The organism is Fictibacillus sp. UD, assembly GCF_043558025.1.
In the GTDB taxonomy this organism is placed as follows: Bacteria; Bacillota; Bacilli; order Bacillales; family Fictibacillaceae; genus Fictibacillus.
The window spans coordinates 21,935-39,234 of sequence record NZ_JARUHH010000012.1 but is presented as its reverse complement, the minus strand read 5'-3'; the positions used below and the strand labels follow the sequence as shown (position 1 = coordinate 39,234).

The 17,300-nt window shown below is 40.2% G+C and carries 14 protein-coding genes and 1 riboswitch; of the genes, 10 read left to right on the top strand and 4 right to left on the bottom strand.

Annotation, left to right across the window (positions count from 1 at the left end; genetic code table 11):
* The first annotated feature begins 59 nt into the window (after positions 1–59).
* The 5 genes from P8610_RS15845 to P8610_RS15825 all read left to right on the top strand — a co-directional run bounded on the left by P8610_RS15845 (position 60) and on the right by P8610_RS15825 (position 4,820).
* Entirely contained in the window at positions 60–1,226 is a 1,167-nt protein-coding gene (locus P8610_RS15845) for a pyridoxal phosphate-dependent aminotransferase (protein ID WP_394605189.1), read from the top strand.
* A gap of 309 nt (positions 1,227–1,535) precedes the next feature.
* A riboswitch (SAM riboswitch) is annotated at positions 1,536–1,657 on the top strand.
* Between the two features lie 77 nt (positions 1,658–1,734).
* Positions 1,735–2,976 carry a 2,3-diketo-5-methylthiopentyl-1-phosphate enolase gene (locus tag P8610_RS15840; protein WP_394605188.1) on the top strand — a complete coding sequence of 414 codons (1,242 nt, stop codon included), beginning with the start codon at positions 1,735–1,737 and terminating at the stop codon, positions 2,974–2,976.
* Entirely contained in the window at positions 2,973–3,644 is a 672-nt protein-coding gene (locus P8610_RS15835; RefSeq protein ID WP_394605187.1) for a 2-hydroxy-3-keto-5-methylthiopentenyl-1-phosphate phosphatase, read from the top strand. The genes P8610_RS15840 and P8610_RS15835 overlap by 4 nt, the downstream gene beginning before the upstream one ends.
* Positions 3,641–4,306, top strand: a complete 666-nt coding sequence (locus P8610_RS15830; protein ID WP_394605186.1) for a methylthioribulose 1-phosphate dehydratase — start codon at positions 3,641–3,643, stop codon at positions 4,304–4,306. Before P8610_RS15835 ends, P8610_RS15830 begins: the two co-directional genes overlap by 4 nt.
* Positions 4,284–4,820 (top strand): 1,2-dihydroxy-3-keto-5-methylthiopentene dioxygenase, encoded by a 537-nt coding sequence (locus P8610_RS15825; protein WP_289495952.1) that lies wholly within the window; start codon positions 4,284–4,286, stop codon positions 4,818–4,820. The genes P8610_RS15830 and P8610_RS15825 overlap by 23 nt, the downstream gene beginning before the upstream one ends.
* 270 nt (positions 4,821–5,090) lie before the next feature.
* Here P8610_RS15825 and P8610_RS15820 read toward each other — a convergent pair whose 3' ends face one another.
* Entirely contained in the window at positions 5,091–6,179 is a 1,089-nt protein-coding gene (locus P8610_RS15820) for an AI-2E family transporter (protein ID WP_394605185.1), read from the bottom strand.
* A gap of 159 nt (positions 6,180–6,338) precedes the next feature.
* Between P8610_RS15820 and asnB the strand changes: the two genes are divergently transcribed.
* Positions 6,339–8,186, top strand: a complete 1,848-nt coding sequence (gene asnB, locus P8610_RS15815) for an asparagine synthase (glutamine-hydrolyzing) (RefSeq protein ID WP_394605184.1) — start codon at positions 6,339–6,341, stop codon at positions 8,184–8,186.
* A gap of 42 nt (positions 8,187–8,228) precedes the next feature.
* On the opposite strand, the gene P8610_RS15810 is transcribed toward asnB, so the two are convergent.
* The 3 genes from P8610_RS15810 to P8610_RS15800 all read right to left on the bottom strand — a co-directional run bounded on the left by P8610_RS15810 (position 8,229) and on the right by P8610_RS15800 (position 11,617).
* Positions 8,229–9,584, bottom strand: a complete 1,356-nt coding sequence (locus P8610_RS15810) for an MATE family efflux transporter (protein ID WP_394605183.1) — start codon at positions 9,582–9,584, stop codon at positions 8,229–8,231.
* 77 nt (positions 9,585–9,661) lie between these two features.
* Positions 9,662–9,826 (bottom strand): hypothetical protein, encoded by a 165-nt coding sequence (locus tag P8610_RS15805; RefSeq protein WP_394605182.1) that lies wholly within the window; start codon positions 9,824–9,826, stop codon positions 9,662–9,664.
* 66 nt (positions 9,827–9,892) lie between these two features.
* Positions 9,893–11,617, bottom strand: a complete 1,725-nt coding sequence (locus P8610_RS15800; RefSeq protein WP_394605181.1) for an alpha-glycosidase — start codon at positions 11,615–11,617, stop codon at positions 9,893–9,895.
* 341 nt (positions 11,618–11,958) lie between these two features.
* Between P8610_RS15800 and P8610_RS15795 the strand changes: the two genes are divergently transcribed.
* The 4 genes from P8610_RS15795 to P8610_RS15780 all read left to right on the top strand — a co-directional run bounded on the left by P8610_RS15795 (position 11,959) and on the right by P8610_RS15780 (position 17,035).
* Positions 11,959–13,224 carry an extracellular solute-binding protein gene (locus tag P8610_RS15795; RefSeq protein WP_289495948.1) on the top strand — a complete coding sequence of 422 codons (1,266 nt, stop codon included), beginning with the start codon at positions 11,959–11,961 and terminating at the stop codon, positions 13,222–13,224.
* A 153-nt stretch (positions 13,225–13,377) separates the two neighbouring features.
* Positions 13,378–14,640 carry a sugar ABC transporter permease gene (locus P8610_RS15790; protein WP_394605180.1) on the top strand — a complete coding sequence of 421 codons (1,263 nt, stop codon included), beginning with the start codon at positions 13,378–13,380 and terminating at the stop codon, positions 14,638–14,640.
* Position 14,641: 1 nt separating this feature from the next.
* On the top strand, positions 14,642–15,478 hold the full coding sequence (locus P8610_RS15785) for a sugar ABC transporter permease (protein ID WP_066246030.1): 837 nt from the start codon (positions 14,642–14,644) through the stop codon (positions 15,476–15,478).
* Between the two features lie 30 nt (positions 15,479–15,508).
* Positions 15,509–17,035, top strand: a complete 1,527-nt coding sequence (locus tag P8610_RS15780; RefSeq protein WP_394605179.1) for an alpha-amylase family glycosyl hydrolase — start codon at positions 15,509–15,511, stop codon at positions 17,033–17,035.
* Positions 17,036–17,300 lie beyond the last annotated feature (265 nt).

Below are 17,300 nucleotides of genomic sequence, written 5' to 3'. Positions count from 1 at the left end.
CGTATAACATAACTGATTAGAATTTCAAGAACATTCAAATTAGACTGGAAGTGATCGATGTGAAACGTTTTGAACAGGCCGAAGTAATGGGGAAGCTGCCAGAGCAATTTTTCGCCAAGCTTGTAAAAAAAGTATCTCACTATGTAGAACAAGGCTATGACGTTATTAATCTTGGACAAGGAAATCCAGATCAGCCAACGCCTCAGCATATTGTTGAAGCTCTAAAAGAGGGGGCTGACAGACCTGATTATCATAAATACTCACCGTTTCGCGGACATGGATTTTTGAAGCAGGCAGCTGCAGATTTTTATGAACGAGAATATGGTGTGTCACTCGATTCAGAGAAAGAAGTTGCCGTACTCTTTGGTGGAAAAGTGGGTTTAGTAGAGTTATCACAGTGCTATTTAAATCCAGGGGATGTTGCGCTCGTTCCGGACCCAGGATATCCGGACTATTGGTCAGGTGTAGCGATGGCAGGAGCGAAAATGGAGACGATGCCGCTTCGCCAAGAAAACGATTTTTTGCCGCGTTATGATGAACTTTCAGATTCGGTACTTGATACAGCGAAACTTATGTTTTTAAACTACCCGAATAACCCGACAGCCGGCGTAGCAACTGAAGCGTTTTTTGAAGAGACGATCGAGCTTGCTAAAAAGCATGATATTTTAGTTTGTCATGACTTTGCGTATGGTGCGATTGGTTTTGATGGTGAAAAACCAGTAAGCTTTTTACAAGTTGAAGGAGCAAAAGACGTCGGGATCGAAATTTATACGCTTTCAAAAACGTACAACATGGCAGGATGGCGGGTAGGTTTTGCTGTCGGAAACGAGTCTGTTATCGAATCTATTAATCTTCTGCAAGACCATTTTTATGTGAGCTTGTTTGGAGCGGTGCAGCATGCTGCAGCAGAAGCGCTTAACGGATCACAGCAATGTGTGGATGAATTGGTCGATACTTATGAACGCCGCCGTGATGCGTTCATCGGGCGTTTGAATGAAAACGGATGGAACGTTGAAGCACCAAAAGGATCATTTTTCTGCTGGCTTCCTGTACCAGAAGGATACACATCTGAAACATTCGCAGACTATTTGCTGGAGAAAGCCCACGTTGTAGTCGCACCAGGAATCGGATTCGGAAGTGAAGGCGACAACTATGTCCGCGCTGGCCTTTTGACGTCAGAAGAACGATTGATTGAAGCTGCTGACAGAATCACTAAGGTGTTTTAAAAATTTTTTAGAGAAGATTTATTTCTCATGAATGATTTTTAGTCGTTTTTTTAAATACTACATTGACGAGTTGGTTGTAGTGGAAGGTGGGAGACTCCTGCGGGACAGGCGGGCAGGTGAGACACTTAAGAGTGAAACGTTACGAATGTGGCTCACCGCCTGCCCCGCGGAAAGCGAGCACCTGAAACGGAAATCAACCTCATTCAAAAACTTCGTTGTATATCGAACATCGTCTATAAGAAATTGGGGTTGACAGATTCTTCATGCACTGTCATAATCACAATTAAAATTATATTCTAACAATTTGCACTCTTATTAAGAGCAGGTGGAGGGACTAGCCCGATGAAACCCGGCAACCATTCAGCTTTTTTATTTAGCTGAAAACGGTGCTAATTCTTGCAGCCTTACGAAATCAGGCTGAGAGATAAGAGGAAGCGGAACTGTCACTATTATGACGCCCCTTCCTCGTGAAGGGGCTTTTTGCACGTTTGAAAGGAGTTAAACCAACATGAGTAAAATTACAGCCACATACTTAGTACATGACAAAAAAGATAACTTAGAGAAAAAAGCAGAAGGAATTGCACTCGGTCTGACCGTAGGTTCCTGGACAGATCTTCCTCAGCTCGAGCAGGATCAACTTTTAAAACATAAAGGAATCGTTGAAGAAGTAATTGAACTTCCTGGAGATGCAGCTGCTGATCAGTATCTAGGCAGCAAAAGAACGAGAGGTTTGCTAAAGATTTCGTATCCTTCTGCCAACTTTTCTAACGATCTCCCGGCCATCCTTACTACAGTTTTCGGAAAGCTTTCTTTAGATGGAGAGATCAAGCTGATAGATTTAGAATTTGATAAACAGTTAGAACAAAGTTTTCCAGGTCCAAAATACGGTATTTCCGGAATACGAGATATTCTTGGTGTTCAAGATCGCCCTCTTGTAATGAGCATCTTTAAAGGAGTTCTTGGTAAAGACCTTTCATTTTTCAAGCAGCAGCTTTATGAACAGGCATTAGGCGGCGTGGACCTTGTAAAAGATGACGAGATATTGTTTGAAAATCCGCTTACTCCTTTTGAAGAACGAATTAAGACGGCAAAAGAAGTGTTGGATTCCGTTCAGAATCGTACAGGTGAAAAGACACTTTACGCGGTAAACCTGACAGGCAGAACAAGTGAGCTTCGTCATAAAGCAAGACGTGCAGCAGAATTAGGTGCGAATGCATTATTGTTCAACGTTCTGTCCTATGGGCCAGATGTGCTGCAAGAATTGGCAGAGGACAAAGAGATTCCGCTGCCAATCATGGCACATCCGGCATTATCGGGAGCGATTGGCTCATCTTCCCTTTACGGAATCGGGTATTCAGTTTTGCTAGGAAAACTGCTTCGCTATGCTGGAGCTGACCTTGTGTTGTTCCCATCTCCATATGGAAGTGTGGCGCTCGATCGCAATGAAACATTAAGCATAGCTGATTCATTAACGACAGACGGCATTTCACTGAAAAAGTCATTCCCGGTACCGTCAGCAGGTATCCATCCAGGTTTAACACCCGTTCTATATAACGATTTTGGTGTGGATAGCGTCATTAATGCAGGTGGAGGAATTCATGGACATCCTGATGGAGCAGCAGGCGGTGCAAGAGCGTTCCGTCAAGCTGTAGATGCGGTTGTGAAAGGTGAAGACTTTGAACAATACGCAGAGAAACACGCTGAACTTCAAAAAGCCCTTGAGCTATGGGGAGGGGTGCCGGTTAAATGACTAGAAATGGATCTGTAATTTTTTGCGATTTTGATGGCACAGTTACCGAAAAGGATAACATTGTCGCGATCATGGAGGAGTTTTCGCCTGAGGGCTGGCAACCGATCGTGAAAGATATTTTGAATGAAACCATCTCCATCCGTGAAGGAGTCGGAAAGATGTTTTCAAGAATTTCTTCAGATAAAAAGCAAGAAATTATTGAATTCGTATTAACCCGTTCCAAGATTAGAGACGGCTTTCAGGAGTTTATTGATTTTACCAAAGCTGAAAACATACCGCTTTATATCGTAAGCGGGGGAATTGATTTTTTTGTCCATCCTGTCCTGGAAAACAAAATTGAGCGTGAGCACATCATCTGCAATGCTAGTAACTTTTCAGGTGACACGATAAAAATTCTGTGGCCGAACGCATGTGATGATTTGTGTACGAACGATTGCGGCTGCTGCAAGCCTTCTTTCATTCGTCGATTGGACCATCAGTACAGAGATGTAGAGAAAATTGTAATTGGTGATTCAATCACCGATTTGCAAGCATCCAAATTAGCTGACTTCGTTTTTGCAAGAGACTATCTGATTGAAAAATGTGAGGAAAACCAAATTTCTTACACACCTTTTGAAACGTTTCATGACATTATTCATGCATTGGAGAAAAGAGGTGTACGAAGTTGAGTAAACAACAGCGCTGGAATGAGCTTGCTGATGTTAAAGATGAACTTGCAGCACGGAACTGGTTTCCAGGCACGAGCGGTAATGTATCTATAAAAGTCAGTGAATCACCGCTTACCTTTTTTGTATCAGCAAGCGGAAAGGATAAAACGAAACGTACTTCTGAAGACTTTCTTCTAGTTGATGAGTATGGCAGACCAGTTGATGAAACTCACCTTAAAGCTTCAGCAGAAACAGGCATACATTGTGAAGTCTATCGCTTAACAGATGCTGGCTGCTGTTTGCACGTTCATACGGTTGATAACAACTTGATCTCAGAGTTGTATGGAGATCAAGGGGAAATTACTTTCCAAGGTCAGGAGCTGATAAAAGCATTCGGAATATGGGAAGAAGATGGCAGTATAACTGTTCCTATCGTGGAAAATTATGCGGATTTATTAAAGCTTTCTGAAGCCGTTGGTGCAGTAATAAAGCCTGACACGAAAGCAGTACTTATTCGAAATCACGGTATCACCGTATGGGGCAGAAACGCATTTGAAGCGAAGAAGCACCTAGAAGCTTTTGAGTTTTTGTTTTCTTACCACATAAAACTGCAAACTCTATCTTTTTTTAATAAAAATAACTCATTTGGAGGCGTTAAAAATGGCACAACTCAGATTTCATGATAACAACGAAAGAATTGAAAACCAAAGTGAAGTAGAAGCTTATCTAAACTCACAGGAAGTTATTTACGAAAAATGGGACATTGAAAAGCTTCCAGCACATCTTCGCGAAAACTACGCGTTAAGTGATGAAGATAAAGCAGAAGTGATTCAAACTTTCCGCAGCGAGATCGACGATATTTCTGAGCGCAGAGGATATGTTACTGAAGATGTAATTTCCCTCTCTGACGCAACACCGAACTTAGATGAACTTCTGAAAAATTTCTTAGCAGAACACCACCACACAGATGACGAAGTTCGCTTTATCGTTTCAGGACACGGGATTTTTGCCATTGAGGGGCCAAACGGAAGGTTTTTTGATGTAGAACTAGAGCCAGGAGACTTGATCTCGGTTCCAGAAAACTTCCGTCATTACTTCACACTGCAAGCGGACCGCAAAGTAGTAGCGGTAAGAATTTTCAAATCAAAAGAAGGCTGGGTTCCAATCTACGATAAAGAGCCACAAGAAGCAAAGTAATGATTTGAAGCACACCATTTTTATTGAAATGGTGTGCTTTTCTTTTGCAATATTCGAGAAGCCACTGTTTTGAAGCTCGTCCAGCGGCTGACAGCACGCTGGACGAGCGCCATATGAAAAATACGAGCGCCATATGAAAAATACGAGCGCCATATGAAAAATACGAGCGCCATATGAAAAATACGAGCGCCATATGAAACTATCATCATAATCCACGAAAAAAAGCACGGGCCCTTAATTAGCCAGTGCTTTTTCCAATTATTTCTTGTACTATAACTCTTTTGTTCTTCTCAAATTAATGAGTCTATACGTATCCAACGCAATAACCTTCAATACAGCATATACCGGAACAGCGAGGATCAACCCGAGTAATCCGCCAAGACTTCCAGCTACAAGCAAGATTGAAATAATTGTCAGGGGGTGGATGTCGAGCTTTTTACCCATCACTTGAGGTGAGATGACATTTCCTTCAATTTGCTGAGCTATTACCATCACGACAAGTACTTTGATGACCATAGCTGGAGAATCTACGATTGCTACGATAAGTGCTGGCACAACTCCGATAATGGGACCGAGGAACGGAATAACATTCGTGAACATGGCGATGATAGCGAGGATTAGAGAGTACTCAATTCCAATTACCAGGTATCCAATGTACAGCATTGTTCCAACGCAAACACTAACTAAAATTTGACCTTGAATATATGAACTTAGCGCGATATCCATGTCTTTTAAAATTTTTGTTCCATTATTACGCTGTCTTTCAGGCAGCGTTTGCAGCACCATTTGTGGTGCTTTTTCGCCTTCTTTTAACATGTAATAAAGAATGAACGGAACCGTGACAAAAATCATAACAATGTTGGTGATGATTCCGATAAAGTTTGCGATGTTCGTTCCAATGGTTTGAGCACTGTTGGAAAGATAAGCTGACACTTTATCCGAAATCTCTTTTACATCAAATTGTTCACTTTCCTGGAAACGATTTACCCATTCGTTTTGCTGCAGATCATTCAGTTTTGAACGAATAGCGTCAATCAAAGCTGGGGTATTTTCTACTAAATTACTTACCTGTCTCTGCAGTACTGGACCAATGGAATAGAACAATAGTACAAAAAGTCCGATTGCAAGCAGATAAATGAGCAGGATGGATAATACCTTTGGAACGTTTCGTTTATGTAAAAACTGAACAACGGGACGGAACAAATAGTATAGAACCCCCCCTAGCAAAAACGGAAAAAATAACGTTTGTACAAGAACGACGATGGGTCTGAAAATAAAATCAATCTTTGTTCCGACTAAAATAATAAGAAAAATGAGGAGCAAACCGTAACCGATACGAAAAAACTTCGACTGTGGCATCCAATAATCACCTTTATCTTCTGAAATATGTATTCATTATATACAAATTGGGAGATTATGCACAAATATTTTCAGTAACACCCATACAGGGGTAAAAGCATATGCTGAGTAATGGGCATACGTACTAGAAATGGAGTTTGTATAGAAAGGATGAAACCAATGTGCGGAATAACGGGTTGGGCAGATTGGAATCGTAACCTCATTAAAGAAAAAAATATTTTAATTAAAATGGCGACACCTTTATCTAAAAGAGGGCCAGATGCACTTAATGTCTGGAGCACCACACATGCTGGCTTTGGTCACGCTAGATTAGCCGTTGTTGATATTGAAGGCGGCGTTCAGCCAATGACAAGGTCAAAGAACAAAACAAACTATACCCTTTGCTACAACGGTGAATTGTACAATACTGAAGATCTCCGGAAAGAGCTTTTACAACTAGGCTATCGTTTCGAGGGGCACTCTGACACCGAAGTTCTGCTATTTTCCTATATAGAATGGGGAGAAAGCTGTATTGAAAAATTTAACGGAATCTTTGCGTTTGGCATCTGGGACGAAGAGAAGCAAAGTTTATTTGTTGCCCGAGACCGTTTAGGAGTAAAACCATTTTTTTACACAGAACAAGGCGGCATGTTCCTATTTGGTTCTGAAATAAAATCAATATTAGCTCATCCTGACATTAAGGCTGAAGTTGACCGGGAAGGTTTGCAGGAAGTATTTGGCCTTGGACCATCTCGAACACCAGGTAACGGGGTTTATAAAGGCATAAAAGAACTGCGTCCTGCACATGCAGCAACGTATACGAAAAACGGATTAAAGATTTGGCGCTATTGGAACGTTGAGAGCAAACCTCACCAAGATTCGCTCCATGATACGATCGAAAATGTACGGTATCTTGTAAATGATGCAGTTACTCGGCAATTAGTAGCAGATGTACCTGTTTGTACTTTTCTTTCAGGCGGACTGGATTCCAGTGCAATAACCGCAATCGCGGCAAATTATTTTAAAGAAGAAAATAAAGGTGAACTTCACACGTTCAGCATCGACTATGTAGACAATGATAAATATTTCAAAGCAAGCGACTACCAGCCGAATTCAGATGCGTACTGGATCAATCAAATGGTGGGAGCGACAGGTTCTGTTCATCATAGCTGTGTGATCGACAATGATCTATTAATCAATCATTTGCGAGAAGCTGTAACGGTTCGTGATCTCCCGGGAATGGCTGATGTAGATTCTTCATTATTATGGTTCTGCCGGCAAATTAAACTCCAGTCTACTGTTGCATTGTCGGGTGAATGTGCAGACGAGATCTTTGGCGGATATCCATGGTTTCATAAAGAAGAGCTTTTAAACCGTCCGATGTTTCCTTGGATGCGTTCAACAGAAGCCCGTCAAAATTTGCTGCAAGATTCTTGGTCTAAAAAACTGAATCTAGCATCTTATGTTCAGCAAAGATACGAAGAAACGGTGAATGAGACACCAGTACTGGATGGAGAGACAAAGTTAGAAGCTAGACGCCGCGAAATTTTTTATCTCAATATGATTTGGTTTATGACTACACTCTTAGATCGAAAAGACCGTATGAGTATGGGAGCTTCATTAGAGGTAAGGGTACCGTTTGCCGATCATAGAATTGTAGAATACGCATGGAACATTCCCTGGGACATGAAGATGTTAGACGGAAGAGAGAAGGGGATCCTGAGAAAAGCATTAACAGGATTTCTACCGAAAGATGTATTGTACCGCAAGAAGAGCCCGTATCCTAAAACGTTCCATCCAGATTATACGAATGGAGTTAAAGACTGGCTGCAATCTATCGTTTCGAAAAAGGATTCACCACTTTTTGAAGTGCTAAACCGCAAAAAAGTGCAAGAGATCATTGATACGAACGGGGAAACTTTTAAAGAGCCATGGTTTGGCCAGTTGATGACAGGACCACAGCTAATGGCGCACCTTGCGCAAATAGATAGCTGGTTAACTGATTATCACATTAATATAGTTGATTAAATAAAAAACCGGAAAACGTCATGTTTTCCGGTTTTTACCTATCTAGGCAGTGGCTTCTCTTTGTATGATATGCTGTTTTTGCCATTTTCTCTTTCGCCACCTCGAAAGCATGAACAACCCTCGAAGCCATTCGTCTGCTGTAAACGCAAGCCAAATCCCAACTAAGCCTAAATCAAACGTAATGCCTAAAAGGTAGGCGAGAGGTACACTTACACCCCACATGGAAATGACGCCCATTACAACTGGAAACTTAACATCACCAGCCGCACGTAAACTTGAAATAATAACAAGGTTAAAAGAACGACCTGGTTCAAGTAACAATGTTAAGTACAACAACAAGGTACCTTCTCTAATAATCTCAGGGTTATCTGTAAATATGGAAAGAAGCGGTTTTGCAAACAGAGAAGCAATCCCAGCCATCAAAAAGCTAATGATCATGGCGTACGTCTGGCTTTTCAAACACATTTTATACGCAGAATCATACGATTTAGCACCAATTAAATGACCGATTAAAATCTGTGTACCTTGCCCAATCGCAACCGCAAACAGGAAGATAAACATCATGATATTAAATGTATAAACCTTCGTTGTCAGTGCAGTTGTTCCGATCAGCGTAATAAAAAACGTAATCAGCATTTGAGATCCGCTGTACGAAAGATGCTCGCCAGCAGAAGGCAATCCGATTTTTAAGACGCTCTTAATGTGCAGAGGGAACAATTTAATAGAGCTCGAAAAAGGAAGAGGAATAGAAGATCGCTTAAATAATAGATAAAGGATCACCACTAAACCTAGAAAACGGCTGACAGAAGTTGAGATCGCTACACCTTCAACTCCTAAAACAGGGAAACCGAACGCTCCAAAAATAAATAAATAGTTACCAAATACGTTTAAGATGTTCATGCCGATCGTGACATACATTGCATCTTTCGTAAATCCATAACTTCTGATAGCAGCTCCTATCGTCATAATGACAGATTGAATAAATGAGAATCCTCCAACAATCAAAAGGTAGCTGGATGCTTCAGCCATTAATTCAGGTGGTGTGTTCATCCATCTTAAAAACACATCTCCCCAGATTACTAATATGGCACTTAATATCAATCCAAAAAGCAAGTTTCCCATTATCGCAACAACTGCAACTTCAGCTGCGGTTCTCTGCAGTTTAGCTCCAATCGCTTGTGCGATGACGACACTTGCACCTGTAGCCACAAAACCAAACATGACGATTACGATCGATAACAGCTGGTTGGTAAGGCCAACTGCAGCTACTGAATGGTCCGAATATTGACTAAGCATAAGTGTATCCGCGTTACCCATTAACATATGAAGCATAATTTCTATAAAAATCGGCCACGTAATGGCAAAAAGGGAAAGCTTTGCGGCATTGTTTCCTTTCATGTACATCCCTCTCCATCGTGTTGATTGAATATTTTCCTATTGTAGCAGGAAAGTTAAGTAACCGAAATAAAATCCCCTTACTGTTTAGGGTAAGGGGGTGGTTGATTTTGCTTTGTAGTATTTTGAAAGGAGTTGCTCTCCGTTTCAGATGCTCGCTTTCCGCAGGGCGTCCGGTGAGCCTCCTGCCGCTTTGCGCCTTTAGGAGTCTCCACCTGACCACTCGTCCTGCAGGAGTCTCGCATCTTCCACTCCAAGCAACTTTTCAATGAGGCAAAGCTAAAGAATGTCCAGCTACTATGCAAAAATTACTATATTTTTCTGTACATACTGAAGCCATATGCAGGCAACGATTTTGTAAAGGCAGAGCCAAAAAGGTGGACGTAGCCTTTAGGAATTTCAAATGAGAGCTCATTATCTTTATCACTAGCATTCAAAAGAATCAGCACACTTTCTTCATCAGTGGATCGCTCGTATACAAGAGTTTTGCCTTCTGCAGATATGAACTTTATTTCACCATCGTTAGCTAAAACTTTATGTTCTTTACGAAGCGACAGCAGAGATTGGATATGGCCGAAAAGATCTAAGTCTTGTTTCGTTTCTTCCCATTCCATGCATTTTCTGCAGCCAGGATCATTACCGCCAGTCATGCCGATCTCATCACCGTAATAGATGCAAGGCGTTCCTTTAGACGTTAGCATTAAAAGGAAAAGCAGCTTCATCTTATCTTTATTTTCTTCACAGAATGTTAGAACACGCTTCGTATCATGAGAGCCTAACAGGTTGAAAGCAGCTTCATTTATGTTCTCAGGATACATATGGAGCACAGAAGTCATTTTCTCAGCAAAGACTTTTGCATCGATTGTTTCTTTCGCTACAAAATCAAGTGCTGCATTTGTAAATGGATAGTTCATAACGGCATCGAACTGATCGCCTTGCAGCCAGCTCATCGAATCATGCCAGATTTCTCCTAAGATATAAGCTTCAGGTTTTATTGATTTAACAGCTGTTCTGAATTCTCTCCAGAAGGAGTGGTCCACTTCATTGGCTACATCAAGTCTCCATCCATCAATGTCAAACTCCTCAATCCAATAGCGGGCAACCTTTAGCAAATAATCTCGGACCTCAGGGTGTTCTGTATTTAATTTTGGCATAGATTTTTCAAAAGCAAATGTATCATAATTTGGACGTGGTTCTGTTTGAATAGGAAACTCTATTAAATGAAACCAGTTCTTATAATTAGAATTCTCTTGATTTCTTAATACATCTTGAAACGGTTCAAAATAGTATCCGCTATGATTGAACACAGCATCTAGCATTACTTTTATACCGTTCTCGTGGCAAATCTTTACCAATTGCTTAAACGTTTCTTTATCACCAAACTGAGGATCGATTTCTAAGTAATCAATCGTATCATATTTGTGGTTAGATTTTGCCTTGAAGATAGGAGTGAAGTAGATTCCTGTCACACCAAGTTTGACGAGGTGGTCAATATGATCGATCACACCTTGAAAATCTCCACCGAAGAAGTTGTTAAACTTCGGTTCTTCACTTGCCCATGGAAGAGAACCTTCAGGATCGTTGCTCTTGTCACCATTTGCAAAACGTTCAGGGAAGATCTGGTACCAAACGGTGTCTTTTACCCATGAAGGAGCACGAAACACATCAATACCATTTAAGAATGGAAAGCAGAAATAATAAGCTGTGTCATCAAATGGCGCTTCCTTATAAAAGCCTTTTTCTGTATAGATCAGCGTTTCGTAACCGCTTTTTAGTTCAAATCCATAACGCAAGCGGCGGTAAGGGGGCTCTATCGCAATAAAGTAATAATCAAAATACTCATCTGTACCGCTTAATGTCATGGGAGTCTGTGATGTTTGCCAGCCTTCCTTTGTCCAGTCATATGGATCACCATGGATTAAAGAAACTGAATCAGCGTCTCCTTTTTTGGTGCGCAGACGGATGTGAAGTGTCTTCTCATCATAAGCATACGCATAGTTGTTTCCTGCTCTGTGATAGATTGCTTCTTTTAACATATTTAAATCTCCCTTCATTATCCTAGAAAATAAAAATAGGGCACAACCTATAGACTTCCTAGGTTGTACCCGCATAAGGATCGTACATTGCCTTCAACTTGTAATGATGATAGTATAAACCGCTTACATAAAATAAATCAAGAAAAATGAAAGCGAAAACAAAAATAATTAAAAAAGTATTGTAAAAATTCAAAGCATAGGTATAATGAAATTGAGCACGTAATGCAATCGTTTTCATAAACAGCGAAAAACTTCAAAAAAGACAGAAAATCATTTTTTTTGCTAATCTGTGCAAACGTTTGTATGCTTCGAATTTCCAATTACAATAGGGGGTACAATTGATGAAAAAGTTATTAGCATTACCATTAACTTTTGCTCTAGCTGCAAGTGCTCTAGCTGCTTGCGGACCGCAAGATGACAGCTCTTCTACTGGCGGTAAGAAAGAAAAGGCGGCAGACAAGCCTGAAAAATTAGTGATCTGGGAAGACCAAGAAAAAGGTTCTGGTACTCAAGACGCTATCAAAAAGTTTGAAGAGAAATACGGCATCAAAGTTGAGATGAAAGAAATCCCAATGCTTGACCAGCAAGAAAAGCTTCGTCTTGATGGACCAGCTAAAAAAGGACCAGACGTTATCACAACTCCTCATGACCGTATTGGACCTTTAGCAATTGAAGGACTAATCGCACCAATCGAAGTTTCTGATGATGTTACAAAGCTTTACACTGAATCTTCAATTAACGCATTAACATATGACGGAAACCTTTATGGTCTTCCAAAGTCAACTGAAACACCAGTTTTCATCTATAACAAAAAGCAAATGCCAGAAGCACCAGAATCTTTAGACGATGTACTTGCTTTCTCTAAGGGTGACAAAGGTGGAGCACAATACGGATTCCTTGCAAACTGGACTGACTTCTACTTTGCAAACGGTGTCCTTTCTGGATACGGAAGCTATGTATTTAAAGACGACAACGGTACTCTAGATCCACAAGACCTTGGCCTTGCTAATGAAGGTGCTGTTGAAGGATTAAGTTACATTACTAGCTGGTACAAGGATGGATTATTCCCTAAAGGTATCATTGGTGAAAAAGCTGGACAAACAATCGACGGACTTTTCCAAGAAGGTAAAGTTGCTTCTGTAATGAACGGTCCTTGGTCATTCCAAGGCTACAAAGATGCTGGCATCGATATCGGTGTTGCGCCAATGCCTAAGCTTCCAAACGGTGAGTATGTAAAAACGTTCATCGGAGTTAAAGGTTATAATGTAAGCCAATTCTCTGAAAACAAAGAGTGGGCTTCAAAGCTTGTTGAGTTTATCACGAACGAAGAGAGTGCTAAAACTCGTTTCGAGAAAACAGCAGAAATCCCTCCAGTTGTATCTCTAATGGAGGACCCAATCATTGCAGATAACGAAGCAGCTAAAGCTGTAGCTGTTCAATCAGAACGTGGAGTTCCAATGCCTAACATTCCTGAAATGGCAGAAGTTTGGGCTCCAGCTGCAAACGCACTTCAATTATCTGCAACTGGTAAGTCTGAGCCAAAAGCTGCTCTAGACAGTGCAGTAAAGACTATTGGACAAAACATTAAAGCAAACCACAGCAAGTAATAAATAATTAGAGGAAAGCGGTACCCAAAAGTCGCGGGTACTGCTTTCTCTAACTATTGTGTTTGTTGGAAAGATTTTGCTTGTGAATGGGTCCTAAGATCTTTCGAACAAAACACAAAACAGTTAGTGGGCAAAAGAAAGGGGAACCCTGTAATGACACATCGTAAGACGGCAGCTCTGCTGTCCATCATTCCAGGAATGGGGCAATTTTATAACAAACAATTTGTTAAAGGTTTCGCATTCTTAATTTTAGCAGCAAGTTATTTTATTGCGTTTCTGGATTTTCTAAATATCGGACTTTGGGGAATTGTTACACTTGGTACTGAAGTGCCTCGAGATCACTCCATATTCTTGTTAGTAAACGGGGTTATATCGATACTTGTAGTAGGGATCGGATTAGGTTTTTACTCTTTTAACATTTATGATGCTTTCCAGAATGGGAAAAAGCGTGATAATGGCTTGAAATTAAGCTCGCTAAAAGAGCAATACCACAATGTAGTCGATAAAGGATTCCCATACTTAATGGTTGGTCCTGGATTCCTATTATTAATCTTTGTAGTCATTTTTCCGATTATTTTCATGTTGCTTCTTGCTTTTACGAACTATAACTTATATAACTCTCCACCAGCAAAACTAGTGGATTGGGTAGGATTTAAAAACTTTATTGAAATATTCTCATTAGATATTTGGCGTGAAACATTCATCTCTGTATTTGCTTGGACGATCATCTGGACTTTCACTGCAACAACGCTTCAAGTTTCAGTTGGTATTTTCTTAGCGGTGGTTTTAAACCAAAAGGAAATCAAATTTAAAGGTCTTATTCGAACACTTTTGATCTTGCCATGGGCAGTACCAGCATTTGTATCCATTTTAATTTTCTCAGGATTGTTTAATGACACATTTGGGGCGATTAACCAATCAATTTTAGCACCACTTGGAATCGATTCCATACCTTGGATGACAGATCCTTTTTACACGAAGATTGCTTTAATCTTTATTCAATCATGGCTAGGTTTCCCGTTCATCATGGCGATGACGACTGGTGTACTTCAATCAATTCCTGGTGAACTGTATGAAGCAGCGACAGTAGATGGAGCATCAAACTTGGATAAGTTCCGTAAAATTACACTGCCAATGATTCTATTTACAACAGCACCAATCTTGATTACACAATACACGTTTAACTTTAATAACTTTAACGTTATCTATCTCTTTAACAACGGTGGTCCTGCAGTAGCTGATCAAAATGCAGGAGGAACAGATATCCTCATCTCATGGATCTATAACTTAACGATGACTTCAGCTCAATATAGCAAGGCTGCAGCTGTAACTGTATTACTATCGTTAATTATCGTTTCACTTGCCCTGTGGCAGTTTAGAAAAACGAAATCATTTAAGGACGAAGGAATGATTTAATATGAGTATAAAAACAGCAAGAAGAATTCGTTTAACTCTGTCCTATCTAGTTTTATTGTCGGCTATTGCTATTGTTATCTATCCGATTCTCTGGGTAATTGGATCTTCCTTCAACCCAGGTAACACTTTATCGAGCTCAACGATCATTCCTGAGAATGCAACATTGACTCATTATAAAAAGCTTTTCGCTGAAACAGATTACTTGATTTGGTACTGGAACACGCTGAAAATTTGCTTTATCACAATGGTGCTTTCTGTTATCTTTATCGGCCTTACAGCTTATGCCTTTTCAAGATACAAGTTTGTTGGACGTAAGAACGGATTGCTTCTTTTCTTAATCTTGCAGATGATTCCGCAATTCGTAGCAATCTTGGCAATCTATATCCTTGCATACCAAGTAGGTTTGCTTGATACACACTTTGCATTAATACTTGTTTACGTGGGTGGATTAATTCCGATGAACACGTACTTAGCGAAGAACTATTATGATACGATTCCAAAAGAACTAGATGAATCTGCACGTATTGATGGTGCTGGACACTTCCGTATCTTTTGGCAGATCATTCTTCCGCTATCAAAGCCAATTCTTGCGGTAATCGCACTATTTAGTTTCATTTCACCGTTCGCTGATTTTATCTTAGCTTCTATTCTGATCAGCTCAGATGAAAAGATGACACTTGCGGTTGGTTTGTTTAACATGATTAAGAATGAATTTGGAAACAGCTTTACACTTTTTGCAGCAGGTTCTGTTTTAGTAGCAATTCCGATTGGTCTGCTTTTCTTATCATTGCAGCGTTACTTCATCTCTGGACTTACTGCCGGTGGTACAAAAGGTTAAAAACAGCAACGCACTCTAGGAGGAACGGCGATGGGCAAAAGAATGATGTTCTTGGCTATGTCGTTTCTTCTTTTTTTATCTGTTCAAAATAAAGCGCTTGCAGAAAAAAAGGAAGAGCGATCATGGAAAGACGAAACCATCTACTTTATTATGGTAGACAGGTTTCAGAATGGTGACAAAAGCAATGACTTTGAAGTAGACCTAAATGATCCTGCCGCTTATCACGGCGGTGATTTTAAAGGAATTACAGAAAAGCTTGATTATTTAAGTGACCTAGGTGTAACAGCAATTTGGCTTACACCCGTTGTTAAAAATGAGCCAAAAGGGTACCACGGTTACTGGACTGAGGACTTTTACGAAACGGAAGAGCATTTTGGCTCTAAGGAAGATTTAAAGAAGCTTGTGAAAAAAGCTCATGATCGTGACATCAAAGTTATTTTAGATTTAGTTGTGAACCACACAGGCTATCAGCACCCTTGGTTAAATGACGCAGAAAAAAAGGACTGGTTTCATCCACAGATGGAGATCGGAAACTGGGATAACCAACAAGAAGTTGAAAACGGATGGCTAGCAGGGTTGCCTGATCTCAATACTGAAAATGCAGAAACACGAAATTATCTTTTGGATATGGCGGAGTATTGGATAAAAGAAACGGATATTGACGGATATCGTTTAGATACGGTAAAACACGTTCCGAAAGATTTTTGGAAGGAATTCTCTGAACGGGTTAAGCAAACGAAGCCTGGCTTTTATTTGATTGGAGAAGTGTGGCACAACGATCCAAGATATATCGCAGATTACAACAAAGCAGGAATTGAATCTTTTGTTGATTATCCTTTGTTTAATGAAATGGTTCGTATATTTAGACAAAGCGGACAATCACTTTCAGAATTGAATTCAGTATGGGAAAGAAACAAGTTTTATTATGAAGATCCTTACACACTAGGTAACTTTATTGATAATCACGACAACATTCGTTTCGTGCGTGAAGTATTGTTGAAGCAAGAAAATCCAGAGAAAAGACTGAAGATGGCATTAACCTATCTATACACTGCTCCTGGAATTCCAATCCTTTACCAAGGAACAGAACACATGATGGATGGTGCTAAGGATCCTGACAACCGCCGTATGATGGATTTTTCGCAAAATAAGAATATGGAAGCTTTCACAGCCAAGTTAGGAAAGCTTAGACAAAACCATCCTGCTCTTCGACGAGGAGATTATTCCATGATGGTAGATAAAGGCGGAACTGCTGTCTTTAAGCGTTCTTTTAAAGATGAAACATTGTATATCGTCTATAACAACGACAAAAAGAAAAATACCATCTCATTTGCAGATAAGGGTTTACAAAATAAAAAACTAGTAAGTCTACTATCTAAAGATGAAATTAAGGTGAAGAAAAACAAAGTGGACCTGACTCTAGATGGAGAAAAAGCGCAGATATATGCTGTGCAAAAGGCCGACACTCAATGGAGGACTTATCTCCTAACTATTGGACTAATTGCTGCAATGGGTATAATCCTATATCTATTTTTAAAAAGGAAAAGGCGTTCTTAAAATATTGGTTCTTTGGTTATATTCTTTTCTCTTCTTTTGCAAGTTGATTGGAGTGAAAGGGAAGAGACTCCTGCGGGACAAGCGGTCAGGTGAGACCCCTAGGGCGCAAAGCGGCAAGGGGCTCACCGCCTGCCCCGCGGAAAGCGAAACCCCTGTAACGAAAATCAACCACTTTCAAGCGTTACAATGTGTAAAAATTAATATTTCTTTTATACTACAAATTCTATACAATTATGTAGGATTAAGAAAGCGTATACACAAAGCC